Raw genomic sequence first — 25,914 nt, 5'->3', positions numbered from 1 at the left:
TTTTCAAATGAAAGAAACTAACTCAATAAATAATTATGATGCGCAGACAATATTATTAAATGATTCAAATGGTAATGAGCTATTTTGTTATCTTGAACAATTAGTAAGTGTTGAAGGAGAAGAATATGCTTTATTAACGCCAGTGGATACTCCAGTAAGTCTTTTCAAGATTAATGAAGAAGATGAACCAGAACTAATAGAGAAAATAGATAAAAATGAACAGATACTAAAAAATGCTGAAGCCGTTCTTCAAGAACATGATTTAAAACTTATCAGATCAGCCGTTACCTTAACAGTATCAGGAGAACTTGAAGAACCAATTTACGATGAATTAGAAGAAGATTACATCGATGATGATAGCGAGAGTTATGAATTACTTGTTAACTTTAATCTTTTCGACCAAGAATATGGACTATATATTCCACTAGATCCTTTTTTTATTGTTGGAAAATTAAAAGATAAAGTAGCTTTATTAATCGAAGATGATGAGTTTGATAAAGTTCAACCATTGATTGAATCTGAGCTCGAAAAAAGTAGTTCTTAAATTAATGAGATCCATCCTAAAAGTAAATTGGGATTCAAATTTACCAATATATGAAATTTCTCAATCTGAATTACAAAAAAAAGAAATTCAATGTTTATTACTTGATGTTGATGGAACTCTTTTAAATAGAAACTCAACTAGGATCCCAAAGGCTGTAAAAAATTGGATCAGGGAATCTGAAAAACTTTTTACCCTATATCTAATAAGTAACAATCCATCGAAGAAGCGAATCGCGAAAATAGCAAAAGAATTTAAATTAAGATACAAATATAATGCTTCAAAACCCAGAAAAAAAGAGATTTTGAATGTTATTAAAGAAGTTAATTTTGAAGCAAAAAATATAGCCATTATTGGCGATAGGATTTTTACAGATATTATTGGTGGGAATAGATGTAATATAAAAACAATATTAGTTAAGCGATTAAAGAGAAATGGTTTACCTACTAAATTTAATTTAACTTTGACAATAGAAAAATTAATTTCCTTCTTTATAAAATGAAAACTTGGGTCATAAAAATTGGTACTAGTATTTTAAGAGCAACGGAGGAAACTTCTACTGAAGAGGTTATTGAAACACTTTGTAGATCCTTTAAAAATTTTCTTTCAAAAGGAAATAAATTAATTTTAGTAACTAGTGGAGCCGTTGGATTAGGTTGTCAAAAATTAAATATTAAAACGAGACCAAATGATTTAAGTACCCTTCAAGCTACTGCTGCAGTAGGCCAAGTTAATTTAATGACTTTGTACGAAAAAGTATTTAATAAATTAGGACACAATATTGCTCAAATTTTAATCACGAAAGCTGATTTCAATTCACGAGAATCATTCAATAACGCTTCTAAAACCTTAAAAAAATTAATTGATTTGAATGTTATTCCAATAGTAAACGAGAACGATACTGTAGCAAATGAAGAGCTTAAATATGGAGACAATGATACCCTCTCTGCATTAGTTGCATTAGCTATAAATGCTAGCAAGCTTATTTTGTTAACCGATATTGAGAATCTATACTCAAAAGATCCACGTAATAATAAAGATGCGCATCCAATTAAAGAGGTTCATAATAGTGAATTAAAAGAAATTAAAGATAAAAATATTCAAAACTCAAATAATGAATGGGGAACAGGAGGAATTTCTACAAAACTAATTTCTGCAGAAATAGCAACAAAAGGAGGAGTTGAAGTCCAACTAGTTGATGGAACTAATAAAAAAAACTTAATTGAAATTTTTAATGATAACAAAATTGGAACTTTGTTTTATCCAGTAGAAAAACCTATAGGAAACAAAAAAAGTTGGCTTTCACATGCAATTCACACAGTAGGAATAATCACTTTGGATGAGGGAGCTTCTTTTGCAATCAAAAAAAAAGGTGCCTCACTTTTAGCAGTTGGTGTTAAAAATGTAGAAGGAAACTTTACGGTTAATCAAGCAGTTAAAATCGTAAATACAAATGATAAAGAAGTTGCAAAAGGTTTAGTATCAATAAGTAGCGACAAATTAAGAAGTATCTTAAATAATAAAGAAAAAAACAACTCCACCATCATTGTCGTACACAGAGATGTTCTTGCTCTCTCTTAGAAAAATTTAAACCTGACAAATGCTTTTAAGTGATTTAGTTGATCTAATAAAAAAAGGAAATTCAAATTTTATTAGTGCCAATATTTTTGAAGATTTAAATATAGATGATGCTGCATCTTTAGATACTGCAGATAACCATCAAATATCTTTTTTAGAAGAAAATAATATCCTTAAAGAAAAATTAGATCAGACTAAAGCATCGGCAATAATAACCACTAACAACAATGAAATCGCTAGTGTCCTAAAGAAACTCAAAATATCAAACATAATCGTCAAAAATCCAAGAATTGCATTTGCTGAGGTTTTGAATTGTTTATATAAAACGATCAATTTCAAACCAGGAATTCACGCTACAGCCGTTATAGATAAAACAGCAATTATTGGAGAAGATTGCCATATTGGATCTAATGTTTATGTAGGAGAAAATACTGTAATTGGAGACAATAACCATATTCTTCCTGGATCATCAATTTTAGGCAATGTTCGAATTGGAGATAACAATATAATTCATCCAAATTGTGTTATTTACGAAAATACCACTCTAAAAAATAATTGTGTAATTAATTCAAATTCTGTTATTGGATCAGAAGGATTTGGCTTTATTCCTAAAGATGGCAAATGGGTAAAGATGCCTCAAAAAGGTGGTGTAAAAATAATGAGTTTTGTAGAAATTGGAACGAATTGTTGTATTGATAGACCCGCAGTAGGTTTTACTTTTATTGATGAGGGAACAAAGTTGGATAATTTAGTACAAATAGGTCATGGAGTTAAAATTGGCAAGAATTGTGCGTTTGCAGCTCAAGTTGGTATCGCTGGAGGAGCAAAAATTGGAGATGGTGTTATTTTGGCAGGGCAAGTAGGAGTCAATAATAGAGTAAAAGTTGGGAATAATGTCATTGCGAGTTCAAAATGCGGGATCCATTGTGACATAGAAGATGGCAAGGTAATTAGTGGTTTCCCCGCTATGGAAAATAAATCATGGCTAAAGAGTTCAAGTGTTTTTAAAAAATTACCAGAATTAGCAAAAAAACTTAGACAATTAGACAAGCAATAATTTATTGTTCTATTAAACAAAAATTTAAATGAAGAAATATAAGATTGTTTTATTATCAGGAGACGGAATTGGGCCAGAGATTTCAGAAGTTTCAAAAAAAGTCTTAAAAAAGCTTTCAAAAAATCATAATTTTGATATTGAGATTATTGAAAAATTATTTGGAGGGATAGCTTATGAAAAATATGGGACTCCTGCTCCAGACGAGACACTAGATCAATGCAAAAAAAGTGATGCTGTGCTTTTAGCATGTGTTGGAGATATTAAATATGACTCTCTTGCAAGAGAATTAAGACCAGAAAGTGGGTTACTAAAGTTAAGATCTGCCCTAAACCTTTTCGCAAATATCAGGCCTGTAAAAATAAGAAAATCTCTCATAGATTCAAGTACATTAAAAAAAGAAATCGTTGAGAATGTAGATCTTATTGTTGTAAGAGAATTAATAGGGGGTATTTATTTTGGAAAGCCAAGAGGACATATAACAAATACAAAAATTCCAAAAGCTTTCAATACGATGGTTTATGATTCGGCCGAAATAGAGAGAATAACTGAAATAGCAATAAAAATTGCTAATCAAAGAAATAAAAAAATATGTTCAGTTGATAAATCAAACGTTCTTGAGGTTAGTCAATTGTGGAGAGATACAGTTTTAAATATCACCTCAAAATATAGTAATTTATCTTTAATCAATATGTACGTTGATAATGCAGCAATGCAATTAGTTAGAGATCCTAGTCAATTCGATGTAATTCTAACTAGTAATTTATTTGGTGATATTTTAAGTGATTTAGCCGCAATGTTAACTGGCTCTATTGGTATGCTTCCATCTGCTTCTCTAAACAATAACGGGCCTGGAGTCTTTGAACCTGTTCATGGTTCCGCTCCTGATATAGCTGGTAAAAACATAGCGAATCCTATTGCGATGCTTTTATCCGCCTCTATGATGTTAAAAATTGGATTAAATGAAGAAGAAGCCGCAGAAAATTTAGAAACTGCCATTGATAAAGTTTTTTCAAAAGGATATAGAACAGCCGATTTAGCTGATGGTTCCTCAGAAGTATTATCTTGCAGTGAAATCGGAAATAAAATAATAGATGAAATTTAAAAAAAAATTAATAAATAAAAAAATATTTTTAAGTTGAACATAAAGTTGGCATATGACCTGTCAGAATCATTAGATATTGTCTTTTAAAAATGTCAAAACGTCATCCAGTAGTCGCTGTAACAGGATCTTCAGGAGCAGGAACAAGTACAGTAAAAAGAGCCTTTGAGCATATTTTTGCCAGAGAAGATATTGTTCCCGCAGTTGTAGAAGGTGATAGTTACCACAGGTTTGAAAGAATGCCTATGAAAAAAGCTATGGCAGAGGCTCTTTCAAAAGGTGAAAATTTCTCTCACTTTGGTCCAGAGGCTAATCTTTTTGACAAGCTAGAAGAACTTTTTAAAATCTATGGTGAAACTGGAGGAGGAAAGAAAAGATATTATCTACATAGTCTTGAAGAAGCAGAAGAACATAATACAAGACTTGGGACATCCTTAGAACCTGGGCAATTTACCCCATGGGAAGATATTCCTCAGGGAACAGATGTACTTTTTTATGAAGGTTTGCATGGTGGGGTAGAAGGTGATGGATACAATGTGGCATCTTACGCTGATTTACTTGTCGGTGTTGTTCCGATAACAAATTTAGAGTGGATTCAAAAAATCCATAGAGATAACGCAGAAAGAGGTTACTCAGCTGAAACCATAGTGGATACAATATTGAGAAGAATGCCTGATTATATAAATCACATTTGCCCACAATTCAGCAAAACTGATATTAATTTCCAAAGAATTCCCACAATAGACACCTCAAATCCTTTCATTTGCAGGAATATACCAACTCCTGATGAGAGCTTTGTGATCATACATTTCAGAAAAGGTGCAAGAGAGAAATGGGGGATTGATTTTCAATACTTACTTGGAATGATAAACGATTCATTTATGTCAAGTCCAACTAGTATCGTAGTAAATGGGGGGAAAATGGGTTTCGCAATGGAACTAATTCTTACTCCAATAATTCATAAAATGATTGAGGAGAAAAATAAATAATAGTTATTTTTCGATTATCAATTCAAATCTTTATATTTTTCTTTAGGAGTTTCTAATCTAGAAGATCTCAAATTTTTATATATCTTTCTTGATAAAAGTACCTTATTTAGTTTTAAATAGAAAAAAAGGTAACGTTGTGTCATTAATCGACTGGTTTGCCGCAAGGCGTAAAGATCAATTTGTTGGAAAAGTTTCGCAAGATACAGATGAGGGGGATGGTTTGTGGGTTAAATGTTCTGAATGTTCGCAAGTAGCCTATAGAAAAGACCTAATTTCAAATTTTAATGTTTGTAGTAATTGTGGACACCACAATAGGATTAATAGTGATGAAAGGATAAATATAATTGCTGACAAAAATTCATTCGAAGAGTTTGATAGTTCACTAAGTCCTACAGATCCATTGGGTTTTAAAGATAGAAGATCATATGCTGATCGAATCAAAGAAAGTCAAGCTGGCACAGGCTTAAGAGATGGAGTAGTAACAGGTATCTGTTCTGTAAATTCAATGCCTTTAGCATTAGCTGTTATGGATTTTAGATTTATGGGAGGCTCCATGGGTTCAGTAGTTGGTGAAAAAATTACAAGGATAATTGAGAGAGCAACTTTAGAAAATTTTCCAATTCTTATTGTTTGTGCATCAGGAGGAGCAAGGATGCAAGAAGGCATGTTAAGTCTCATGCAAATGGCAAAAATATCTGGAGCACTAAAAAAACATAAAGAAAAAAATCTTTTATATATGCCCCTATTAACTCATCCAACCACTGGAGGAGTGACAGCAAGCTTTGCAATGTTAGGTGATTTAATTTTGGCAGAACCTAAAGCTCTCATTGGATTTGCTGGAAGAAGGGTTATAGAACAAACATTAAGAGAAAAATTACCAGATAACTTTCAAACAGCTGAATATCTGCTTGAGCATGGGTTTGTTGATGTAATAGTTAAAAGGAAAGATCTCAAGGATACTCTGACTAAAATTTTAAAAATTCATGGTGTAAAAGAACTTACAAAAGTAAATATATAAAATGAGAATAATTTCAAATTTATTATATTTTTCTTTAAGCCTTTTATTTTTTATTTTAAATTTTGCTCCATATTCATATGGAATAGGAAATGTTGATTGGGTCCTCCTAAAAGAGAATAATGAAGGGAAAGAATGGCTTGACAAAGGAAGTATTAGACCGCATCAAAATGGTGAAATAAGTGTCTTAACAAAGTACTTAAAAAATCCAACTAATTCTGATGATGATGGAGAGTTATCACTTTATGTGATGAGAATTAATTGCGATGAAAAAAAGTTTAAAGATACTTCTATTAATGGAATTCCACAATTCAATTCAAAATGGCAAACCTCTAATAATGACGAACTTATAGATGTAGTCATCGAAAATAGTTGTTCAGAGTTTATTAATGGATAAGAATGAATACAAAAAATAAAAAATTAAAAATTGCCATTGCTGGACTTGGGTTTGGGAAGAAAGTTCATTTAGAGGCACTAAAAGAGTCTCATTATTTAACGCCTGTAGCTATATATCATTATGAGAAAGCACAAAAATCATTAATAGAAAAAGAAACGGGATTAAAGTTTTTTCATGATTGGGAAGACTTAGTTAAATCTCCAGAAATTGATGGGATTATTATTGCTACCCCTCCTGAATCAAGATTTAAATTAGCAAAACAAGCACTTGAGAATAATAAAAACTTGCTATTAGAAAAACCCGTTTCAATATCGTCCTCTCAGATTGAAGAGCTACATAGAATATCATTGATTAAGAACCTAAGCGTATGTGTTGATTTTGAATATAGAGCAGTACCCCTTTTCCTTCAGACAAAAAAACTTATTTATGAAAATATCTTAGGAGATATATATTTAGTCAAATTAGATTGGTTAATGGGCAGTAGATCCGACCCCAAAAGAACTTGGAATTGGTATTCTTTGGAAGAAAAAGGTGGAGGAGTTATTGGCGCCTTGGGTACTCATGCATTCGATATGTTGAATTGGTTTTTTGGAGAATCCATAAACGTATCTGGCAAGTTGGCAACCTCAATAAAAAAAAGACCATCACCTAATTCATCTGATTTAAATGATGTTACGAGCGAGGATGTTTGTCTAGCCAATATAGAATTATCAAACTACAGCTCGAATCTTATTCCATGTCAAGTATCGTTATCATCGATTTCTAGAAACGGTAGAGGATTTTGTTTAGAAATATATGGGAGCGAAGGTTCACTTATTCTTAAAAGCGAGAACCAAAAAGATTATGTGCATGGTTTTAATTTGAAATATTCAGATAAAGAAAATAAGATCCAAAATCTAACTGCAGATTCAAGTTTTAACTTTAAAAAAACATGGACTGATGGGAGGATAGCCCCAGTAATGAGAATTCAAAATTTATGGGCTGAAAGTATTTTTAATAAAACACCGATCATTCCAGGCTTGAGTGAGGGACTTGCAAGTCATAAAGTTTGTGAAGCTATAAGAGAATCATCGAAAAGTGGATTAAGTATCAAAATTTAAGGCTATACATTGATACGTAGCAAATATCACCCGATTAAGTATTAGATTGATTTTATTTTTTCTTCATATTCTGGAAAAATCAATTGAACTGAATTTTTAAGGATGGCTTTAAATTATTACAAGAATGAGCTTAAAGAAAATGCTCAATTACTAGCTTCTAAAGGGAAAGGTATATTAGCCGTAGATGAATCCACTAAAACAGTTGGGAAAAGACTAGCTGGAATTGGTGTTGAGAATACTGAAGAGAACAGGAAGGCATATAGAGGTATGCTTTTTACTACAGAAGGCCTTGGTAAATACATAAGTGGAGCAATACTTTTTGAAGAAACTCTTTATCAGAATCACCAAGATGGTGAATCAATGGTTAAGAAATTAAATGATTTAGGTATCATTCCTGGAATAAAGGTTGATAAAGGTTTAATTCCACTTCCTGGAGCAGGAGATGTAGAAACTTTTTGCTCTGGTCTAGATGGATTAGTTGAAAGAGCAGCAAAATATTATGAACAAGGCGCAAGATTTGCAAAGTGGAGAGCAGTTCTCCAGATAACAAGTGATGGTTGTCCTTCAAAACTATCAATACAAGAGAACGCATGGGGACTCGCAAGGTATGCGAGATCAGTTCAAGAATCGGGCTTGGTACCAATTATTGAACCTGAAATCTTAATGGACGGCGATCATACTATCGAAAAAACTGCTGAAGTTCAACAAGAGGTTATTAAGCAGGTTTACATTGCTTGTCAAGCTAATGGAGTCTTTCTAGAGGGAACACTTTTAAAACCTTCTATGACAGTTAATGGAGCAGATTGTCAAACTAAGGCAGATCCTATGAAAGTTGCAGAGATGACTATAAGAACTATGGAAAGATGCGTTCCTGCATCTGTTCCTGGAATAGTTTTCTTATCAGGAGGATTAAGCGAAGAGGCTGCTTCTGTTTATTTAAATAATATGAATACTCTTTACAGAAAAGCTTTATGGAACGTTTCATTCTCATATGGAAGAGCATTACAGCACTCGTGCTTAAAGGCTTGGAAGGGAAGTGATGTAGAAGGTGGTCAAAAGGCCTTAATAGCAAGAGCTCAAGCAAACTCAGAGGCTTCAACAGGATCCTACGTAGCAGGTTCGCAACCTTCATCTGATGAGCAATTATTTGTTGCAGGCTACACTTACTAACCTAAAATTCTAAAAATATACACTGGACCATAAAATTAGATTCGTTAATTTAGTATTTTGTATATCTAATGACGTGACATTTGATACCTCTGTATACTAAACTCTCGGAACATATTGCTTAAAAACTTAAGCATCTAATTCATTTTGATTATGGCCCTTGTTCCCTTAAGACTACTTTTAGATCACGCTGCTGAAAATGGTTATGGTATCCCAGCGTTTAACGTAAATAACCTTGAACAAGTTCAAGCAATTATGGAGGCTGCTTATGAAACAGATAGTCCTGTAATTCTACAAGCTTCAAGAGGCGCTAGAAATTATGCTGGAGAAATATTTCTTCGTCATCTGATTCTTGCAGCAACTGAAACTTATCCTAATATTCCAGTTGTGATGCACCAAGACCATGGTAACGAGCCATCAACATGTTATTCAGCAGCAATTAATGGTTTCACGTCTGTAATGATGGATGGTTCTCTAGAGGCAGATGCAAAAACACCAGCGAGTTACGAATACAATGTTGCGGTAACTAAAAAAGTTGTAGATTTTGCTCATTCAGTTGGAGTTAGTGTTGAAGGTGAATTAGGTTGCTTAGGTTCATTAGAGACAGGAAAAGGTGAGGCAGAAGATGGCCATGGATTTGAAGGTGAACTTTCTACAGATATGCTTTTGACTGATCCTGAAGAAGCGGCAGATTTTGTTGCTAAAACAAAAGTTGATGCATTAGCAATTGCTATAGGTACAAGTCATGGTGCATATAAGTTCACAAGGAAGCCTACAGGAGAAGTTCTTGCAATAAGCAGAATTGCTGAAATCCATAAAGCACTTCCAAATACACATCTTGTAATGCATGGATCTAGTTCAGTGCCTCAAGAATGGTTGGATATCATTAACAAATATGGTGGTGAAATTCCTCAAACATATGGTGTTCCTGTTGAAGAGATTCAAGAGGGAATAAGAAATGGAGTTAGGAAAGTCAACATTGATACCGATAACAGACTTGCCTTCACTGCCGCGGTAAGAGAGGCAGCATTTGCTGACAAGGCAAACTTTGACCCAAGACATTTCAACAAACCTGCTAGAAAATACATGAAGCAAGTTTGTCTTGACAGATACAAGCAATTCTGGTGCGAAGGTCAAGCGAGTAAGATCAAGCAAAACAGCACCAATTACTTTGCTGATCTTTACGCTAAAGGTGATTTAGATCCCAAAGTAAAAGCTACTGTTTAATTAAAAAAGGAATCAAGCAAAAAATGACCTCCAACATCGGGGGTCTTTTTTTTTATTTCAATATTAATGATTTTAATGTAAAGAGACCATCAGTCCCACCAATTGTATCGTCACATGCACGTTCTGGATGAGGCATTAAACCTAAAACATTTCCCTTTTCATTAGTTATGCCTGCGATATCAAATAAGGATCCATTAGGATTATTTTTATATCTCAAAGCGATCAATTCATTATCTGCAAGTTTTTTTAAAGTATCAGAATCACAATGATATCTTCCTTCCCCATGCGCTATTGGCAACTTAATAGTTTGTTTTTCACCTCCATTATTAAACCAACCTCCTTTTGAAGAAACAATATCAAGTTCAACATCATCACAGATGAAATTAAGGTTTTTATTTGCAGTAAGGGCACCAGGCAAAAAGCCTGATTCTGTTAAGATTTGAAACCCATTACATATTCCTAAAACTCTTTTTCCGGTTTTAACAAACTCATCCAAGGCATTTATTAATGGAGAGAATCTAGCAATTGCACCGCATCTTAAATAATCACCATAGCTAAATCCTCCAGGTAAAACTATTGCATCTACATCGCTTAAATCTGAAGACTCATGCCACAAGTATTTCGTTCTCATGTCTAAACAACCTTCCAGTGCCCATGAAACATCACGATCACAATTAGAACCAGGGAAGACAATAACTCCTACAGTAAAATTATCCATCTTATAATTTTTCTAGTGAATATTCATAGTCTTCAATAACAGTATTTGCGAATAACCTATCACACAATAAATCAATTTTTTCTCTTACTTCGTTTTCACCATTACCTTCTATTTTTACTTCAATCATTTTTCCTATACGTAATGATTTTATTCCCTCGGCTCCAAGTTTTATAGAGGCAGATTTGGTAGCTTCCCCTGCTGGATCTAAAACTGAAGGTCTTAGTCTTACAAAAACTTTTACAGCAAATTGGTCCAATTAAAAAATAATTTCTATTAGAAGATTAGTTTAAATTCTAATAAAAAGTACTATTGATTAATAAACAAATATTTTTACCTCAAGGTTTTCTGAATTTTTAAATGTTTATGTAACCCTTACCAAAACAAACTAAACAAGTTCTTCTTGAATTTTCAGGTGTTTTAAAATTTCCTGCCCCTCCACATTTGGAACATTTGATTTTATCAATTGATATTACATCGTCAGAGATTATTTGTTTTAAAGCAATTTTTGGATTTTCCATTTACGACTTTCTACTGTAGTAAGTATCCCGACAGCTAACTATAAAGTCAAATTGGTATTATTGGGTCATTTAAAATCTTAAATTTCTCTTTAAATTTTTTTTCCAAAATTTTTATCGATTTTTCATCAAAGGAAATTATTACTAATTCAAGACCAGCATTATCAATTGGTTTCCAACAATTGATGGGAGCTTCTTCAAACCAAGTATTAATTTTTTTTCCAACTATTTGTATTTGTAAAGGCAATGATTTGTTTGGTATCCAAATACGTCCTTTTATTCGAAGAATGTTTAATTCATCCAAGATTTTTGACATCTCTTTTTCAAAGTCATTTTTTTCAAGGAAATAATTTAATTTAATTGAATCTGATACAAGCTCAACATGATTATGGTCATGTTCTTCCGTTAAAAATTCTTTATAAGTCTCCTTTTTAAAGTTAAAGTCAAATAGATAATTTAAATCAATTTTGCCATTCTTGGATTTAAGGACAGGTGTAGATGAGTTCAGACTTCCTTGGATTTTATTTTTTACAACATCAAACTGATGATCATTTAAGATATCTGATCTAGAGACTAAAACGATATCAGAGACTTCAAGTTGTTCCTCAAAAAGTTCTTCAATATCGGCGTTATGATCAATTTTAAACGTATCATTATATTGTTTTGTTATTTTATTAAGATCATTAATTGGTGAACCATTAAGCATTGACTCTCCATTAACGATACCAACTACTACATCAAGGTATATGGAAGACCTAATTTCAGGCCAGTTAAGTGCTTGAATTAAGGGAATTGGAAGTGCCAAGCCACTTGTTTCGATAATTATTGATTCAATAGTAGGATTAAATTCTAGAAGAGCTTTTATTGATGGAACAAAATCATCTTGAACAGTACAACATAAACATCCATTATTTAATTCGATTACGCATTCTTCTTCTGTTTCATCACATCTATCGCAACTTTTAATTAAATCACCGTCAATTCCAACATCACCAAATTCATTGATTATTAAACCGAATTTTTTATTACTTTCCTTTAACAAATATCTAAGAAAAGTTGTTTTACCTGAACCAAGAAAACCGGAAACAACTATTACTGGTATTTTTTTTTTCATCCTTAATGATTAACAACCTAGGCTATATTCTGTACTCTCTCCTGTAGAAGTATTTGTGCCATTAGCAATTGCACATAATTGTTTTTGTTGTGTACGACTAAGAACAGCATCAGTAAAATCTGCACCATCTATTTTTGCTCCTTCAAAATTACTTTCCATTAATAAAGCATTTGTAAAATTAACATCCGAAAGATCTGCATCTGTAAAGTCTGTTGCATAAGCTAGTGCATCTCTTAAATTGGCTCCAGTAAACTTTGAGTTTTGCAATTTACTATTATTGAATACCGCGCCTTCTAAATTACTTTCACTGAAATTAAACCCATTCAAATCAAACTTAACGTATTCGTTACCGCTTAAATCTTGACCATGCATATCTGGCTCTAAATTAAGGTCTTGTTGGTTTCTAATTTCTGGAGGTCTTTTAGCCCATGCAGAATTTACAGAATTAAAAAATAAAATTCCAACGAATAACAAAGTAATTAAAGCATTCTTTAGTGAGGGGAAAACAATTGATTTAATCATAATAAGACTGTATTTTAGAACTTAAGTATTTAAAGTTTGTAAGAGTATCTTAAAGGAAAATATATGGCAATGTCACTAAAGGTAATTGTTCCTCCTCATCCATTAATAAAACATTGGCTTTCAATATTGCGAGAAAAAAATACTCCAAACATTTTGTACTCAACAGGATATGAACAATTAGGTAAATGGCTTACATATGAAGCATTACGTAATTGGCTGCCATATAAAAAAGAGAGAGTAAATACTGATAATGGGGAAGCAGATGGATTTTTTATTAATAATGATTATCCAATAAAAGTGCTCGCAATGTTGCCCGAAGGGTTATCTCTTTGGTTTGGATCTAAAGAAGTAATTCCTAATTCAACACTTTCATTGGGAGAACTACCTAAGACTATTGACTCAAATGAAGGAGTTTTATTTTATTCTGAACAAATAACGACAACATCAGCAACATTAGAAACTTTAATTAAATTAAAGAAATTAGGTGTTGATTCCAATAGGATTTTGTTAATAACTGCTATTTGCTCAAATAAAGGGTTAAATGAAATTGGCAAATTATTCCCTAATCAGGTAATCTACACCTCTTGCATAGATGAGGAAGATGAAAACACAAAATTATTGGTACCGGGTATTGGGAATCCTTTATTGCGTTTAAGTACTATATTTCAAGATAATAACTAATATAGAATATAGGAGTAAATATTTTACCAATGTCTGAATACAGAGATTCGTCTTCAAATAATCTTTTATCATTAATAAGCGGTGCTTTTATTGGAGCAGCAGGTCTAGCATGGTGGTTAATATCCGAAGCAGACAAAAGAAAGGAGGAAAAGAAACAAAAAGCAATGATGTATTCCTCTAGAATTCAAGATGGCTCTGAAGCGATTGATTCAAATGAAAAGATAAATGAAGTTGAAGGAGAGAATCTGGAGAAGAAAGTTGAGAAACTTAATTCTGCAATTGCTGATGTGAGGAAGCAACTTGAAGAGTTGGGGCAATAGAATAAAAAAGGTTCTCAAATAATATGAATAAACTCAGATCATCTGCAATAACCCAAGGTGTGCAAAGATCCCCTAACAGATCGATGTTAAGAGCTGTTGGATTTAATGATGAAGATTTTAATAAACCTATTATTGGAGTTGCAAATGGATACAGCACCATAACACCATGCAATATAGGTTTAAATAAGCTAGCACTCAAAGCTGAAGAATCAATAAAAAGATCAGGTGGGATGCCTCAGATGTTTGGAACGATAACAGTAAGTGATGGTATTTCTATGGGAACAGAGGGCATGAAATATTCACTAGTTTCAAGAGAAGTTATTGCTGATTCAATTGAAACAGCATGCAATGCTCAGAGTATGGATGGAGTGCTTGCTATAGGTGGATGTGACAAAAATATGCCAGGTGCCATGATAGCGATTGCAAGAATGAATATTCCCTCAATTTTCATTTATGGAGGGACAATAAAACCTGGAAAGTTGAATGGAGAAGATCTTACTGTTGTTAGTGCATTTGAAGCTGTTGGACAATTAACATCAGGCAAAATTAATGAAGAAAGGCTAATCCAAGTTGAGAAAAATTGTATTCCTGGTGCTGGTAGCTGTGGAGGGATGTTTACAGCTAATACAATGTCTGCAGTTATTGAAGTATTAGGGTTAAGTCTTCCTCACAGTTCCACTATGGCTGCTGAAGATCTTGAAAAAGAACTAAGTGCAGATAAAAGTGCTGAGATATTAGTATCTGCAATAGAAAAAGACATAAGACCTCTAGACCTAATGACTAAGAAAGCATTTGAAAATGCAATATCAGTAATTATGGCAATTGGAGGATCAACAAATGCGGTTTTGCACATCTTAGCCATTGCAAATACTGCAGGAATAGATATCAACATTAATGATTTTGAGAGAATCAGACAAAAAGTACCCGTTATTTGTGACCTTAAACCGAGTGGTAAATTTGTGACGGTGGATCTTCATAATGCTGGTGGGATTCCACAAGTAATGAAAATACTTTTGAATGCAGGATTAATTCATGGCGATTGCAAAAATATTGAAGGGAAAACAATCTCAGAATACTTACAGAATATTCCAGATAAGCCTGCAACAAATCAAAATGTCATAAGAGATATAAATAACCCTCTTTATAAAAAAGGACACCTAGCGATATTAAAAGGTAATTTAGCGAGCGAAGGTTCCGTAGCCAAAATTAGCGGAGTAAAAAACCCTGTATTAACAGGTCCAGCAAAGATTTTTGAAAGTGAAGAGGATTGTTTAAAATCTATATTGAATAATGATATCAAAGCTGGTGATGTTGTTGTTATTAGAAATGAAGGACCTGTAGGAGGACCAGGTATGAGAGAGATGTTAGCTCCAACATCTGCAATTGTTGGTCAAGGCCTCGGAGAGAAGGTAGCTTTAATTACCGATGGTAGATTTAGCGGGGGCACTTATGGTCTGGTTGTGGGTCATATAGCCCCAGAGGCTGCTGTTGGCGGAAATATTGCTCTTATAAAACAAGGTGATTTAATTACAGTAGATGCTGTAAAGCAACTAATTAAAGTTGATTTATCTGACGAAGAATTAGAAAAAAGAAAAAAAGATTGGGTAAGACCTACACCAAAATACAAAAGAGGGATACTTTCAAAATATTCGAAAATCGTAAGCACATCAAGTTTAGGAGCTGTTACTGATTTATAGATCAGCTTAAAGTTTATTTTCTTAATCAATAAAGCTTTTTATCCTATTTGCTAAGTTTTCCAATCTAGCACTGTATTTTGGTGAGTTGCATTTTTTCCCATTATTACTATTCATCCACAATGTTTTAACTCCAAACCATAATATTGGTTCATCAGGGAAATTAAGCTTAGAGATAACTAAAACTAACTCTTTATTTGATTTAAAAAGTTCTAATTCAAGATCGTAAATTTCTAATCTTTTACCTTCTTTATCTCGACATAAGATATTAACCGTCAAATCAATATCTTCTTCTTCGATTTCGTATTCACCATTTATTTTTACGACAGAATGCACAAAAGGTTTATTTGTTAAATCTGCTGACTTAGCGATTAAGCTCTCTATATTTTTAAATGGATTTTCAAATAACACTTATTGATTTAATTAAAACTTTTATGGAACCCTGTTTAAATTCATTATTAAGTAATCCATCATCACCAAACTTAGAGTGTAGTAGTTGCAATCTCTTAATTTTAGATGGCTTAAATTTAAATGGGAACCGTACCTTATTAGCTCTTACTGAAGGTTTTAGCTCACTAAAGGGGATTTGAACATTAGTTGTTCCAAATTTTTTTGTTGGGAATGATTTAATCCATCTAAGACCACCAGGAATAAATTCGGTTAGTCCAAGAAGATCATCTTCACAAGCGACAGCAAATTTAAAAGTTCTTCCCTGTCCATCAATATTTAATTCGAAGGATAAATATTCAGATAAGTTTAAAGAGGGTTTATAAATAGGCGATCTACAACTAACAAATCCTCCTGCTTTCTCGACAATATCACCCTTTAATAACAGACCAGAATTTGAAAACTCACAGAAAGCTGAACTTGATCCGCCCATAACAGTATCATTTAATGTTTTCCAACCATTAAACTCCATTTTCTGGAATAAAAATTTTTTATTACTCATTAAATAATTTAAATCATTAACAGACTTTAACTAAATTTCTAATTCTTTTGCTGATTCCTGATCACAAAATATTGAAATTTGATTTATGGATTTTATTAATTTTGATGGTGTTCTATCTGGTGGCTCTTTATCATCTAGTAACCTATCAAGGGCAATTCTTTTATTGGCACCACTAACTAAAAATACTATCTTTGATGAGGCTGAAAGGACCTTTGGAGTTAATGAAATTCTTTTTAATCCTTTACCTTCATTAAAAATCACAAAATCATCTACATTATTATTTTTTTGATAAGGGAATAGTGAAGCTGTATGACCATCGTCTCCAAGACCTAATAATGTTAAATCAAATGTTGGAGGGTTTGATCCACATTTTTCAAATAATTTAGAAATAAATTGATTTTTTGTAACTTCATCATCAGCCTTTAAATCATTAAAAATCTCATAAAAAAAAGCTTTAGATCCAAAATTAGTTAACAATGAATTTTTCAACATTAGCGAGTTACTTAATTCTGAATTTGGATCAACACATCTTTCGTCTCCTAAAAAGACATCAACCATATCCCATCTAAGATCACATTTTGATAAAAGCTGATACACAGATTTAGGGGTTGAGCCTCCACTTACACAAAATTTGAATCTGTCTTTATTTTTTAAAGTATGAATAATTTGAATTTCAATAAACTTAAAAACCGCTGTTGATAGTTCTAACTTGTCTTTGTAAATATTAAGGGTATATCCATTTTTAACCTTTTCAATCATTTCATCCATTCAGTATGAAAACTACCTTCCTTATCAATTCTTTCATATGTATGTGAGCCGAAACAATCTCTCATTGCCTGAACTAAATTCTGAGGAAGTCTATTGGTTCTGTAACTATTCAAATAATCTAAAGTACTGGATAGACATGGAACTGGTATACCAGCTTTTGTAGATGAGGAAACTACATTGGCTAAGTTATCTAATCTTGTAGCTATTTCATTATTAAACCAATCATCAAAAATTAAATTTTTTAGATTAGGGTCATTTTTATAAGCATCTTGAATTTTACTCAATAATTTCGATCTAATTATGCAACCACCTTTCCATATTTGAGCAATAGAAGGCATATTCAAACCATAATTATATACTGAAGATGCTTCTCTTAAAATATCCATACCTTGGGCATAGCTAGCTATTGTGGCAAGGACTACAGCATCAAATAAAGGTTTCATTCCATCCGATATATTTCCTAAATCAAAATCCTCTATCTCTTTGCTTGGAATAGTTTTTTCAATCTCACTACGTTGATCTTTTAAAGAACTCATTACTCTTGCATTTAAAGATGCATATATAGTTGGTACTGATACGCCAAGTTCTAAAGCACTTACAACAGTCCATAACCCAGTACCTTTCTGGCCAGCTTTATCTAATATTTTCTCAACAACATCATCTCCAGTAATCTCATCTTTTGTATTTAGACAAATCTCCGTTATCTCAACAAGATAAGAAGCTAATTCATCAGTATTATTCCAAATACCAAATACCTCTGACATCTGCTGTCCATTCATATGTTTGACTCTCTTCATAAGGTCATAAGCTTCTGCAAGTATTTGCTCAATTCCATATTCAATTCCGTTATGAACAGTTTTCACAAAATGACCTGAACCTCCTGGTCCTACATATGCTACACATGGTCCGTCTTCAACTTTGGCAGCCATTTTAGTTAATAAACTTTCTATCGCATCATATGAAGCCTTAGTACCTCCAGGCATCATACTTGGACCTTCAAGAGCACCTTTGGCACCACCAGATACTCCCATTCCAATGTATCCAAAACTTTTACTTTCAAGAGTTTTTACCCTTCTTTCTGTATCTTTAAATTGAGAATTACCGCCATCTATTAATAAATCTCCTTCTTCGAGATATCCAGAAATATTGTCTATAACAGCATCTGTTGCGGATCCGGCTTTTACCATCATTAGAATTCTTCTAGGTCTCTCAAGCTTATTAACAAATTCTTGAAGAGTTTCAGCTCCCGCTATATTCTTACCAAAGCCTCGACCTTGCAAAAATTCTTCAGTTTTTGAGTAAGTTCTATTAAAAACCACACTAGAAAATCCATTTCTCTCTGCGTTAAGAACTAAATTTTCGCCCATAACACCAAGACCGATTAAACCGAAATGTGCCTTGGACATAAAAATTAAAAAACTCAATAAATATAGTGTGCCTGCAACTCAACAAAATTGCTCAAAAAAAATACTTATGTCAGCGAAAAATGATCGAAAAGATCTAAATAACAGTTCCGTCTGCAATAGTTGCGTTTTTAACTACTACAACAATTCCATTTCTTATGTAGAAGCCTAATTCTGGCTTATCTGCTTCTTCTACTCGATCTTTATTAATAATCACGACATTATCACCAATCCTTGTATTCTTATCAAGAATTGCTCTTTTTACAGTAGTTCCTTCACCTACTCCAAGAGGTGTTCCGCCTCCTTTTCTTAATTCAATCCTCTCTTCAGGCGATTCAAAAAAATCGGCACCCATTACAAGAGTATCCTCAAGAACAGAATCACTTTCAATCCTGCTCCTAACACCCAAAACACAATGCAAAATACTGCATGACTTCAAGATTGTACCTTCACAGACTATTGAATCAGTAATTTGAGCATCTACAAGTTTAGAAGGAGGAAGAAATCTAGGTCTTGTATAAATTGGGAATTTCTCATCATAAAAACTAAATGGAGGTTTTGGTTGCTCAGTTAATGCAAGGTTTGACTCAAAGAACGCACCAATGGTTCCGATATCTTCCCAATAATCATCAAATACATAACTTTTGAGAGTATCGCCTCTTTTAAGTGATTCAGGAATTATGTCCTTACCAAAATCAGTATAACTAGGAAATTTATTTAGAAGATCGAAAAGAGTATTTCTACTAAATACATAGATACCCATAGAGGCAAGGTAGGGTTTTTCTGCAGCAGACTCAATACTTAATCCAAATTTGGAAGTATCTACTGCCATTGCCTTCAGCTTCTCTCCAGTAGGCTTTTCACTGAACTCTTTTATATTTCCTAAATCATCTGTTCTCATGAGGCCAAAACCTTCTGCTTGGGCTTCATCAACTGGTAAAGCTGCGACAGTTAAGTCAGCTCTATTATCTCTATGATGTTGAACAAATAAACTGTAATCCATCCTATACAGTTGATCACCTGATAATATTAAATATTCGTCTACATCCCATTCTTGAAATAACCATTGGTATTTTCTAACAGCATCAGCAGTACCTTCAAACCACTTTGGACTATCAGGGGTCTGTTGCGCAGCTAAAACCTCAACAAATCCCTGACCAAAAGGGCCATTTAAATTATAGGTTCTTCCTATATGTCTATTTAGAGATGCACTATTGAACTGAGTCAATACATACATTTTTTCTATACCAGAATTAATACAATTACTAATTGGGATATCAATTAAACGATACTTACCGGCCAATGGCACAGCAGGTTTCGCCCTCATTTTTGTTAAAGGGTAAAGTCTAGAACCTTTTCCTCCTCCGAGGATGATGGCTAACACACGCTTCATTCAATCTAATGGAGGTAGATATACAACTAACTAAAGTAACTGATTATGGGTAAATTTAGAAACAGCAATGGTCAGTTTACGAAGGTATTTCGATAAATCACTTGAAAAACTTAATATAAATTAGATAAATTTAGTTGTTTTTATCCTCATCCTCCAAAGAAAACAATTTTTCGACAATTTTTAAAGAAGCTTGTCTTTCTTCTCTTGATTGAGGACTTCTCAACTTAGTAACAGGTGTGTGAAGTATTTTATTGATAATTCCTTTGGTAAGAGCTTCCACAACTTTTCTTTCTCTTGCAGAAAAATCAGGTCCCATTCTACTAAGTGCTTTTTGCAATTCCTCTTTTCTGATTAACTCTAAATCAGATCGAAGTTTATTAATGACTGGAACAGCCTCTAAACTTGCCCACCATTCTAGAAAAATGATTCTTTCTTCTTCAACTAAAGATTCTGCTTCCTTTGCAATTTTCTGCCTAAATTCTTGATTTCTTGAAACGACCTCTTGTAGGTCATCTACATCAAATGATTTTACAAATTGATGTTGTTTAACATCATTAGATATATTTCTCGGTACTCCAATATCAATAAATTTAAGTTTATTATTCAAATTTAATTTTTCAATTCTAGCGAGATCAATTATTGGCACATCTGAGGCTGTACTAGTAAAAACAAGAGAAGATATTGATATATTTTCATCTAATTCATTTAACCCTTTACAAAAGATTTCTAAGTCCGGGAAGTCTTCCGCGAGATTTAATGCTCTATCAATATTTCTATTAACAAGAATAAGTTTATTACAACCTTTTGATTTCAAATGCGTTATTAAAAGCCTACTCATTCGTCCAGCTCCAACTACAAGAACCTTCTCTGATTCCAAACTAACAAGATTATCAAACCCCTTTTCTTGTCCAATTTTCAATTGAGCAAGTTCTACTGCTGCTGAACTTATTGATACAGCTCCGGTTCCTAAATTTGTTTCAGATCTAACTTTCTTACCTGTACTAACAGATTGAGTTAATAATCTATTGAGAATAGGCCCAGTAGACTGATTATCTTGACCTAATCTCATCATTTTCTTTACCTGCGAAAGGATTTGTCCTTCCCCTAGTACGAGGCTGTCGAGTCCTGCCGAAACTTTCATCAAATGTAAAACTGCATCTTCTTGCCTAAAGCAAAATAGATGTGGATTTAAATCTTCAAAGATAATTCCCGAATAATCTGATATAAATTCTTTAATAGATGAAATACCAGTATTTTTATCTTTTACTAACGCATATATTTCTAGCCTATTACAAGTACTTAAAATTGATACCTCCAACACTTCAGAGAAAGCTTTTAATGCTTTCAAAGATTCTGTTATGGATTGGTCAGGAATACTTAACTTCTCACGCACTTCAACAGGTGCCGTGCGATGACTTAGTCCGACGACAACAATATGCATAAAATTAAAAATAAATTTTTAAAGGCTGATACTCTTAGCACCATCTTTTATATGCACAGTATTTGTGAATCTTGCAGTACTATCTAATGTACTAATTACTAAGCTACTTGTTCTAACACAATCCCTTTCAAATTTAACTCCGTTAAATAATAATCCATCAGTTATTCCACTACCAGCAAAAACAACATTTTCTCCTGAGGCCAATTCGTTAGCTTCATAGATTTTATCTATATCGGTTATACCCATTTCATTAAGGCGTTTTATATTTCCTTCTTTTGTGTAATCAGCCCATTCAGAAGTTTGAGCAATTGCTGGATCATAAACTAGTTGTCCTTGAAAGTGGCCCCCTAGAGCTCTCATTGCAGCCGCGGAGATAACACCTTCTGGAGCAGCTCCTATACCCATCAAGCAATGTGTTCCAGTCCCTGCGAAACCACATGCAATAGCGGCTTGAACATCACCATCAGAGATTGGTTGTACTTTTGCACCACACCCTCGAATCTCTTTAATTAAATCTTTATGCCTGGTTCTATCCATAACAACTACAGTAAGTTCATCTATAGAAAGATCTAAACAATCACTAAGTATATTCAAGTTTTCAGTTGCAGAATTTCTAATGTCTACTTTCCCTTTTGCAGCGGGGGGGGCTGCTAATTTGTTCATATAAAAATCAGGAGCATTAAAAAGACCGCCAGTATCAGAGGCAGCTAAAACTGCCATAGAACCTCTTTGATTATTTGCGCAAAGGTTAGTTCCTTCACAAGGATCTACTGCAAAATCAACCCCTGGTCCACTTCCACTTCCCACCTCTTCACCTATATAAAGCATTGGTGCTTCATCTCTTTCACCTTCACCAATAACAATTTTCCCTTTCATTTCAATTTTGCCCATTCGCAATCGCATTGCTTCGACAGCTGCAGCATCAGCTTCATCTTTTTGACCAAGTCCTGTAAGTTTTGCTGAGGCAATAGCTGCTTGCTCGACGACTTCGAGAATTTCTTGAATTAATGTTTGATTCACAATTAAATTTTTGAGGATTTTCTAAAAGGTTTAGAGTATGATCTCATAAAAAATGACATTTTTTTTGAGAATTATTATGCTAGTAAGCTTTTTTTAACTCTTTACAGCTGTTACTTTATCAGGCCATGACTTGAAATTAGGAATAAACAACTAAATATAGTATCTTTATTAAATATTTTAAAAATTAAATGACTGAGTCAAATCAAAAAAATTTAGCTGGTGTTAATAGACCAATTCAAATAATTCCTTCTGTTTTACCTGCAGATTGGGCAAATATGGGGGCATGTGTGAAAGATCTTGAGAAAGCTGGGGTGGATAGAATTCAATTTGATGTAATGGATGGAAATTTCGTGCCAAATCTTACTTTCGGTCCTGAAATGATTGCTGCATGCAGGAAATATTGTAATGTTCCTTTTGAAACTCAATTAATGGTAAGTCAATACAATTGTGAAACCATGCTTGAATCGTATGTAAACGCTACTAAAGGAGCAAATGGTGAACCAGGAGTAGTAATAGCTCATGCCGAAGCAAATATTCATTTACATAGAGTTCTTGGAAGAATAAGAGACCTAGGAGGATCTCCTTCTGTTGCATTAAATCCTCATACTCCATTTGAGATGATTAAAAACATAATGGATATGGTTGATCATGTTTTAGTAATGACAGTTAATCCAGGTTTTGGTGGGCAAGCTTATATACCAACAATGCTTAGTAAAATCAGAGAAATAAGAAACTTTATTATCGAAAAAAACCTAAATGTCGACATTGAAGTTGATGGAGGTATAAAAGCAAATTGGACAATTTCACAATGTGCAGATGCTGGTGCTAATTGTTTTATTGCAGGCAGTGGAATGTTTGCTTACCCAACATTAAAAGAGGGATGTGATGACTTGAGAAAAGTTGCACAAGAAGCACAGAACGGGAAGGTGCTTTCAGAACCTCAATAAGATATTCTGCGAGATTAACAAATTACCCAAATATCCAGCCATAACTATGCAACCCTATACCTAAAAAATTAACTCCTAAATAACATACTAAAACGACTAAGAAGCCAGTAGTGGCTAATAATGCTGGCCTTCTTCCTTGCCAACCTTTACTTATTCTCATATGCAAATAAGCAGCATAAAACAACCATGAAATAAATGCCCATGTTTCTTTTGGATCCCAACTCCACCATGTGCCCCATGCCTCATTAGCCCAAACCGCACCAGAAATTAAACCTAGAGTTAACAGGACAAAACCTATCAATATAGAACGATAACTTAATGTATCTAATTCTTCTGAATGAGAAAATTCAATAGGATCAACTAATTCAGTTAAAGGATAGTTATTAGAAATTTTGAATCCTCCTATCCCTATAGAACTACTTCTTATTTGAAGAGGCTTTTTACTATTAATGAACAAAACAGAAGCTGAAAGTAAAGAACCCATTATTAATGCCGCATAACTAAGCATTACGACACTTACATGCATTATTAACCAACTAGATCTTAAAGCTGGAACCAAGTTGGATGATAATTTCAAATCTTCAGGCAAAACAAAACAAGCAAAAGACACAGTCAGCAACTCAATGGGTATAGCAATTGAGGGAATTATTGGAGATTGGTATTCCCTCTCAATCAATAGTTGTCCAATTATTATCCCCCAAGTAAGGAAATAAAGAGATTCATACAAATTACTTATTGGGAAATGCCCAGAAATTATCCACCTAAAAAGTAATTGTAGCGTTATGAATAAATTCACTAGGATAGTAAGAAATCGTACAGTAAAAGAAGACTTTTTTTTGAAAACTGCACCCAAAGATATTGGTAGGTTAATTAATAAAATATAAAAAACCAGAATACCTAACACTGAAACCGGGTCATAAATTATATTTTTAAAAAGATTATTTAATATCATTTCAAGAAGTTTAAGCCTGTTTTAAAATTCAATAACAATCAAATAATAATTTAAAACATACTTATATGAGTAAATATTTAATAATTAAGTTTTAATTTATTTTTGAGGTATTTCAAAGTTTGAAATTATCTCCGAGATAATACTTTTTAACTATTGAGTTATCTGCTAATTCACTTGATGATCCATAAGATAAAATTTTTCCTTCACTTAATACATAAGACTTTTTTGTAATCAGAAGTGTCTCTCTCACATTATGGTCTGTAATAAGAATACCTACCCCGCTATTACTTAATTTAAGAATTAAACTCTTTAGATCATTAACAGCTAGAGGATCGATACCAGCAAATGGTTCATCCAATAATAAATATTTTGGCCCTTTTCTACCCACAGAGAGTGCTCTAGCTATTTCACATCTCCTCCTCTCTCCTCCTGAAAGTTGATAACCATAATTATCTACAAAATTATTCAAATTAAATTCATTAATTAATTGTTCTCTTCTATTTCTTACCGCCGCTCGACTATAAGATGAATTCTGTAAAGCTAAATCTATATTGTCCTTTACAGTTAAATCTCTAAAAATACTCGCCTCCTGAGTTAAATAACCCAAACCAAGTCTTGATCTTATTGGGAGTGGAAGATTGGTTATATTTCTACCATTCATTAAAACTTTACCTTTATCTGGTTTTATATTTCCAACTGCAAGATTAAAAGTGGTAGTTTTCCCTGCGCCATTAGGTCCCATCAAACCTACAACTTCTCCAGGATTTACTGTTATGGAAACATCATTTACTATTAATCTACCCTTAATCGAAAGGGATACATTTTGAATTTTTAAGTTCATCTTCCTGGAAAAAGATTAATTATTTTATTTTCTTGAAAAAAATAAAGAAATAGAAAAAAATAATTTAATTTAAGGGTAAAGATGTACATTTTAATCAAAGAGGTTTCAGAAAAGGCTTATCGTTCTCATTTAAATTCACTTTATATTGTAATTTCCACAATAAATCTTCCAAACATCGGCAGAAAGATTCAAGATCAATACCTAAATTGATCTTGGTTCTAGTTTTTATTCTCCCCAAACCTTCTCCAAGCAAAATAGTAGCTCCATTTAAATTACCTTTACTTAAGTGAAACTGTGAGACAGATACCTGTAGAATCCCTTGGATGACTTGTCTTTCATCACCATCAACAAAATTCCAAATTTCTTCAAAAGCATCATGAGCCTCATACCATTTATGATTATTAAAAAGATTTAAAGCCGTATGAAGGGAATCTTTAAAACATTCTTTACTTTCTTCATCCATGAA

At 33.0% G+C, this 25,914-nt stretch carries 30 protein-coding genes; 15 read left to right on the top strand and 15 right to left on the bottom strand.

Annotated elements, in window-relative coordinates:
* The first annotated feature begins 7 nt into the window (after positions 1–7).
* The 11 genes from HA144_RS04385 (at position 8) to fba (ending at position 10,170) form a co-directional block, all read left to right on the top strand.
* Entirely contained in the window at positions 8–544 is a 537-nt protein-coding gene (locus tag HA144_RS04385) for a DUF3727 domain-containing protein (protein ID WP_209042876.1), read from the top strand.
* Positions 545–548: 4 nt separating this feature from the next.
* Positions 549–1,043, top strand: coding sequence for a YqeG family HAD IIIA-type phosphatase (locus HA144_RS04380; protein WP_209042875.1), 495 nt, complete (start codon positions 549–551; stop codon positions 1,041–1,043).
* Positions 1,040–2,122 carry a glutamate 5-kinase gene (proB, locus tag HA144_RS04375; protein WP_209042872.1) on the top strand — a complete coding sequence of 361 codons (1,083 nt, stop codon included), beginning with the start codon at positions 1,040–1,042 and terminating at the stop codon, positions 2,120–2,122. Before HA144_RS04380 ends, proB begins: the two co-directional genes overlap by 4 nt.
* A gap of 19 nt (positions 2,123–2,141) precedes the next feature.
* Entirely contained in the window at positions 2,142–3,176 is a 1,035-nt protein-coding gene (gene lpxD / locus HA144_RS04370; RefSeq protein WP_209042870.1) for a UDP-3-O-(3-hydroxymyristoyl)glucosamine N-acyltransferase, read from the top strand.
* Positions 3,177–3,204: 28 nt separating this feature from the next.
* Positions 3,205–4,278, top strand: a complete 1,074-nt coding sequence (gene leuB / locus HA144_RS04365) for a 3-isopropylmalate dehydrogenase (RefSeq protein WP_209042868.1) — start codon at positions 3,205–3,207, stop codon at positions 4,276–4,278.
* An 89-nt stretch (positions 4,279–4,367) separates the two neighbouring features.
* The gene (locus tag HA144_RS04360; protein ID WP_209042867.1) at positions 4,368–5,264 is read left to right on the top strand and encodes a phosphoribulokinase; all 897 of its coding nucleotides are present in this window, start codon (positions 4,368–4,370) and stop codon (positions 5,262–5,264) included.
* Positions 5,265–5,400: 136 nt separating this feature from the next.
* Positions 5,401–6,282: an acetyl-CoA carboxylase, carboxyltransferase subunit beta gene (gene accD / locus HA144_RS04355; RefSeq protein ID WP_209042865.1), complete on the top strand. Its 882-nt coding sequence runs from the start codon at positions 5,401–5,403 to the stop codon at positions 6,280–6,282.
* Between the two features lies 1 nt (position 6,283).
* Entirely contained in the window at positions 6,284–6,676 is a 393-nt protein-coding gene (locus HA144_RS04350) for a hypothetical protein (RefSeq protein ID WP_209042863.1), read from the top strand.
* A 2-nt stretch (positions 6,677–6,678) separates the two neighbouring features.
* A complete protein-coding gene (locus HA144_RS04345) occupies positions 6,679–7,776 on the top strand; it encodes a Gfo/Idh/MocA family protein (RefSeq protein WP_209042861.1) in 1,098 nt (365 codons plus the stop codon).
* Between the two features lie 102 nt (positions 7,777–7,878).
* Positions 7,879–8,946: a class I fructose-bisphosphate aldolase gene (locus HA144_RS04340; protein WP_209042859.1), complete on the top strand. Its 1,068-nt coding sequence runs from the start codon at positions 7,879–7,881 to the stop codon at positions 8,944–8,946.
* Between the two features lie 150 nt (positions 8,947–9,096).
* Entirely contained in the window at positions 9,097–10,170 is a 1,074-nt protein-coding gene (gene fba, locus HA144_RS04335) for a class II fructose-bisphosphate aldolase (RefSeq protein WP_011376344.1), read from the top strand.
* Between the two features lie 52 nt (positions 10,171–10,222).
* On the opposite strand, the gene purQ is transcribed toward fba, so the two are convergent.
* From purQ to HA144_RS04310, 5 genes are all read right to left on the bottom strand, one after another.
* Entirely contained in the window at positions 10,223–10,888 is a 666-nt protein-coding gene (purQ, locus tag HA144_RS04330; protein ID WP_209042857.1) for a phosphoribosylformylglycinamidine synthase subunit PurQ, read from the bottom strand.
* 1 nt (position 10,889) lies between these two features.
* A complete protein-coding gene (purS, locus tag HA144_RS04325) occupies positions 10,890–11,144 on the bottom strand; it encodes a phosphoribosylformylglycinamidine synthase subunit PurS (protein ID WP_011376342.1) in 255 nt (84 codons plus the stop codon).
* Positions 11,145–11,241: 97 nt separating this feature from the next.
* Positions 11,242–11,406 carry a hypothetical protein gene (locus HA144_RS04320; protein ID WP_209042855.1) on the bottom strand — a complete coding sequence of 55 codons (165 nt, stop codon included), beginning with the start codon at positions 11,404–11,406 and terminating at the stop codon, positions 11,242–11,244.
* A 46-nt stretch (positions 11,407–11,452) separates the two neighbouring features.
* Positions 11,453–12,517, bottom strand: coding sequence for a GTP-binding protein (locus HA144_RS04315; protein ID WP_209042853.1), 1,065 nt, complete (start codon positions 12,515–12,517; stop codon positions 11,453–11,455).
* 9 nt (positions 12,518–12,526) lie between these two features.
* Complete coding sequence (locus tag HA144_RS04310; RefSeq protein ID WP_209042851.1) at positions 12,527–13,039, bottom strand: pentapeptide repeat-containing protein; 513 nt, start codon at positions 13,037–13,039, stop codon at positions 12,527–12,529.
* A 63-nt stretch (positions 13,040–13,102) separates the two neighbouring features.
* On the opposite strand from HA144_RS04310, the gene HA144_RS04305 reads away from it, so the two are divergent.
* From HA144_RS04305 to ilvD, 3 genes are read left to right on the top strand one after another with little or no spacing between them, the layout of a single operon-like run.
* Positions 13,103–13,720 carry a uracil phosphoribosyltransferase gene (locus HA144_RS04305; RefSeq protein ID WP_209042849.1) on the top strand — a complete coding sequence of 206 codons (618 nt, stop codon included), beginning with the start codon at positions 13,103–13,105 and terminating at the stop codon, positions 13,718–13,720.
* A gap of 29 nt (positions 13,721–13,749) precedes the next feature.
* Complete coding sequence (locus tag HA144_RS04300; RefSeq protein ID WP_209042848.1) at positions 13,750–14,040, top strand: hypothetical protein; 291 nt, start codon at positions 13,750–13,752, stop codon at positions 14,038–14,040.
* Between the two features lie 23 nt (positions 14,041–14,063).
* Complete coding sequence (gene ilvD / locus HA144_RS04295; protein WP_209042846.1) at positions 14,064–15,737, top strand: dihydroxy-acid dehydratase; 1,674 nt, start codon at positions 14,064–14,066, stop codon at positions 15,735–15,737.
* A 21-nt stretch (positions 15,738–15,758) separates the two neighbouring features.
* Here the strand turns inward: ilvD and HA144_RS04290 are convergent, their stop codons facing one another.
* The 7 genes from HA144_RS04290 to glpX all read right to left on the bottom strand — a co-directional run bounded on the left by HA144_RS04290 (position 15,759) and on the right by glpX (position 22,708).
* A complete protein-coding gene (locus tag HA144_RS04290) occupies positions 15,759–16,145 on the bottom strand; it encodes a coat-like protein (protein WP_209042844.1) in 387 nt (128 codons plus the stop codon).
* Complete coding sequence (locus tag HA144_RS04285; RefSeq protein WP_209042842.1) at positions 16,135–16,683, bottom strand: CIA30 family protein; 549 nt, start codon at positions 16,681–16,683, stop codon at positions 16,135–16,137. The genes HA144_RS04290 and HA144_RS04285 overlap by 11 nt, the downstream gene beginning before the upstream one ends.
* A 30-nt stretch (positions 16,684–16,713) precedes the next feature.
* A complete protein-coding gene (gene pgl, locus HA144_RS04280) occupies positions 16,714–17,451 on the bottom strand; it encodes a 6-phosphogluconolactonase (RefSeq protein WP_209042840.1) in 738 nt (245 codons plus the stop codon).
* Complete coding sequence (gene gndA, locus HA144_RS04275) at positions 17,439–18,857, bottom strand: NADP-dependent phosphogluconate dehydrogenase (protein WP_209042838.1); 1,419 nt, start codon at positions 18,855–18,857, stop codon at positions 17,439–17,441. Before gndA ends, pgl begins: the two co-directional genes overlap by 13 nt.
* 94 nt (positions 18,858–18,951) lie before the next feature.
* Positions 18,952–20,247 (bottom strand): glucose-1-phosphate adenylyltransferase, encoded by a 1,296-nt coding sequence (locus HA144_RS04270; protein ID WP_209042836.1) that lies wholly within the window; start codon positions 20,245–20,247, stop codon positions 18,952–18,954.
* A gap of 130 nt (positions 20,248–20,377) precedes the next feature.
* A complete protein-coding gene (locus HA144_RS04265; protein WP_209042834.1) occupies positions 20,378–21,688 on the bottom strand; it encodes a glutamyl-tRNA reductase in 1,311 nt (436 codons plus the stop codon).
* 18 nt (positions 21,689–21,706) lie between these two features.
* Positions 21,707–22,708: a class II fructose-bisphosphatase gene (gene glpX, locus HA144_RS04260; RefSeq protein WP_209042832.1), complete on the bottom strand. Its 1,002-nt coding sequence runs from the start codon at positions 22,706–22,708 to the stop codon at positions 21,707–21,709.
* 188 nt (positions 22,709–22,896) lie between these two features.
* On the opposite strand from glpX, the gene rpe reads away from it, so the two are divergent.
* Complete coding sequence (rpe, locus tag HA144_RS04255; protein WP_209042830.1) at positions 22,897–23,655, top strand: ribulose-phosphate 3-epimerase; 759 nt, start codon at positions 22,897–22,899, stop codon at positions 23,653–23,655.
* Positions 23,656–23,677: 22 nt separating this feature from the next.
* On the opposite strand, the gene ccsB is transcribed toward rpe, so the two are convergent.
* The 3 genes from ccsB to HA144_RS04240 all read right to left on the bottom strand — a co-directional run bounded on the left by ccsB (position 23,678) and on the right by HA144_RS04240 (position 25,911).
* Positions 23,678–24,607, bottom strand: a complete 930-nt coding sequence (gene ccsB, locus HA144_RS04250) for a c-type cytochrome biogenesis protein CcsB (protein ID WP_209042828.1) — start codon at positions 24,605–24,607, stop codon at positions 23,678–23,680.
* Positions 24,608–24,719: 112 nt separating this feature from the next.
* Complete coding sequence (gene lptB, locus HA144_RS04245; protein WP_209042826.1) at positions 24,720–25,448, bottom strand: LPS export ABC transporter ATP-binding protein; 729 nt, start codon at positions 25,446–25,448, stop codon at positions 24,720–24,722.
* 94 nt (positions 25,449–25,542) lie between these two features.
* Positions 25,543–25,911, bottom strand: coding sequence for a DUF309 domain-containing protein (locus HA144_RS04240; RefSeq protein ID WP_209042824.1), 369 nt, complete (start codon positions 25,909–25,911; stop codon positions 25,543–25,545).
* Between the last annotated feature and the right edge of the window lie 3 nt (positions 25,912–25,914).

This window comes from Prochlorococcus marinus XMU1404, assembly GCF_017696175.1.
Classification (GTDB): Bacteria; Cyanobacteriota; Cyanobacteriia; order PCC-6307; family Cyanobiaceae; genus Prochlorococcus_A; species Prochlorococcus_A marinus_X.
The sequence above is the reverse complement of the archived record's forward strand: the minus strand, read 5'-3'. Positions and strand labels throughout refer to the sequence as shown.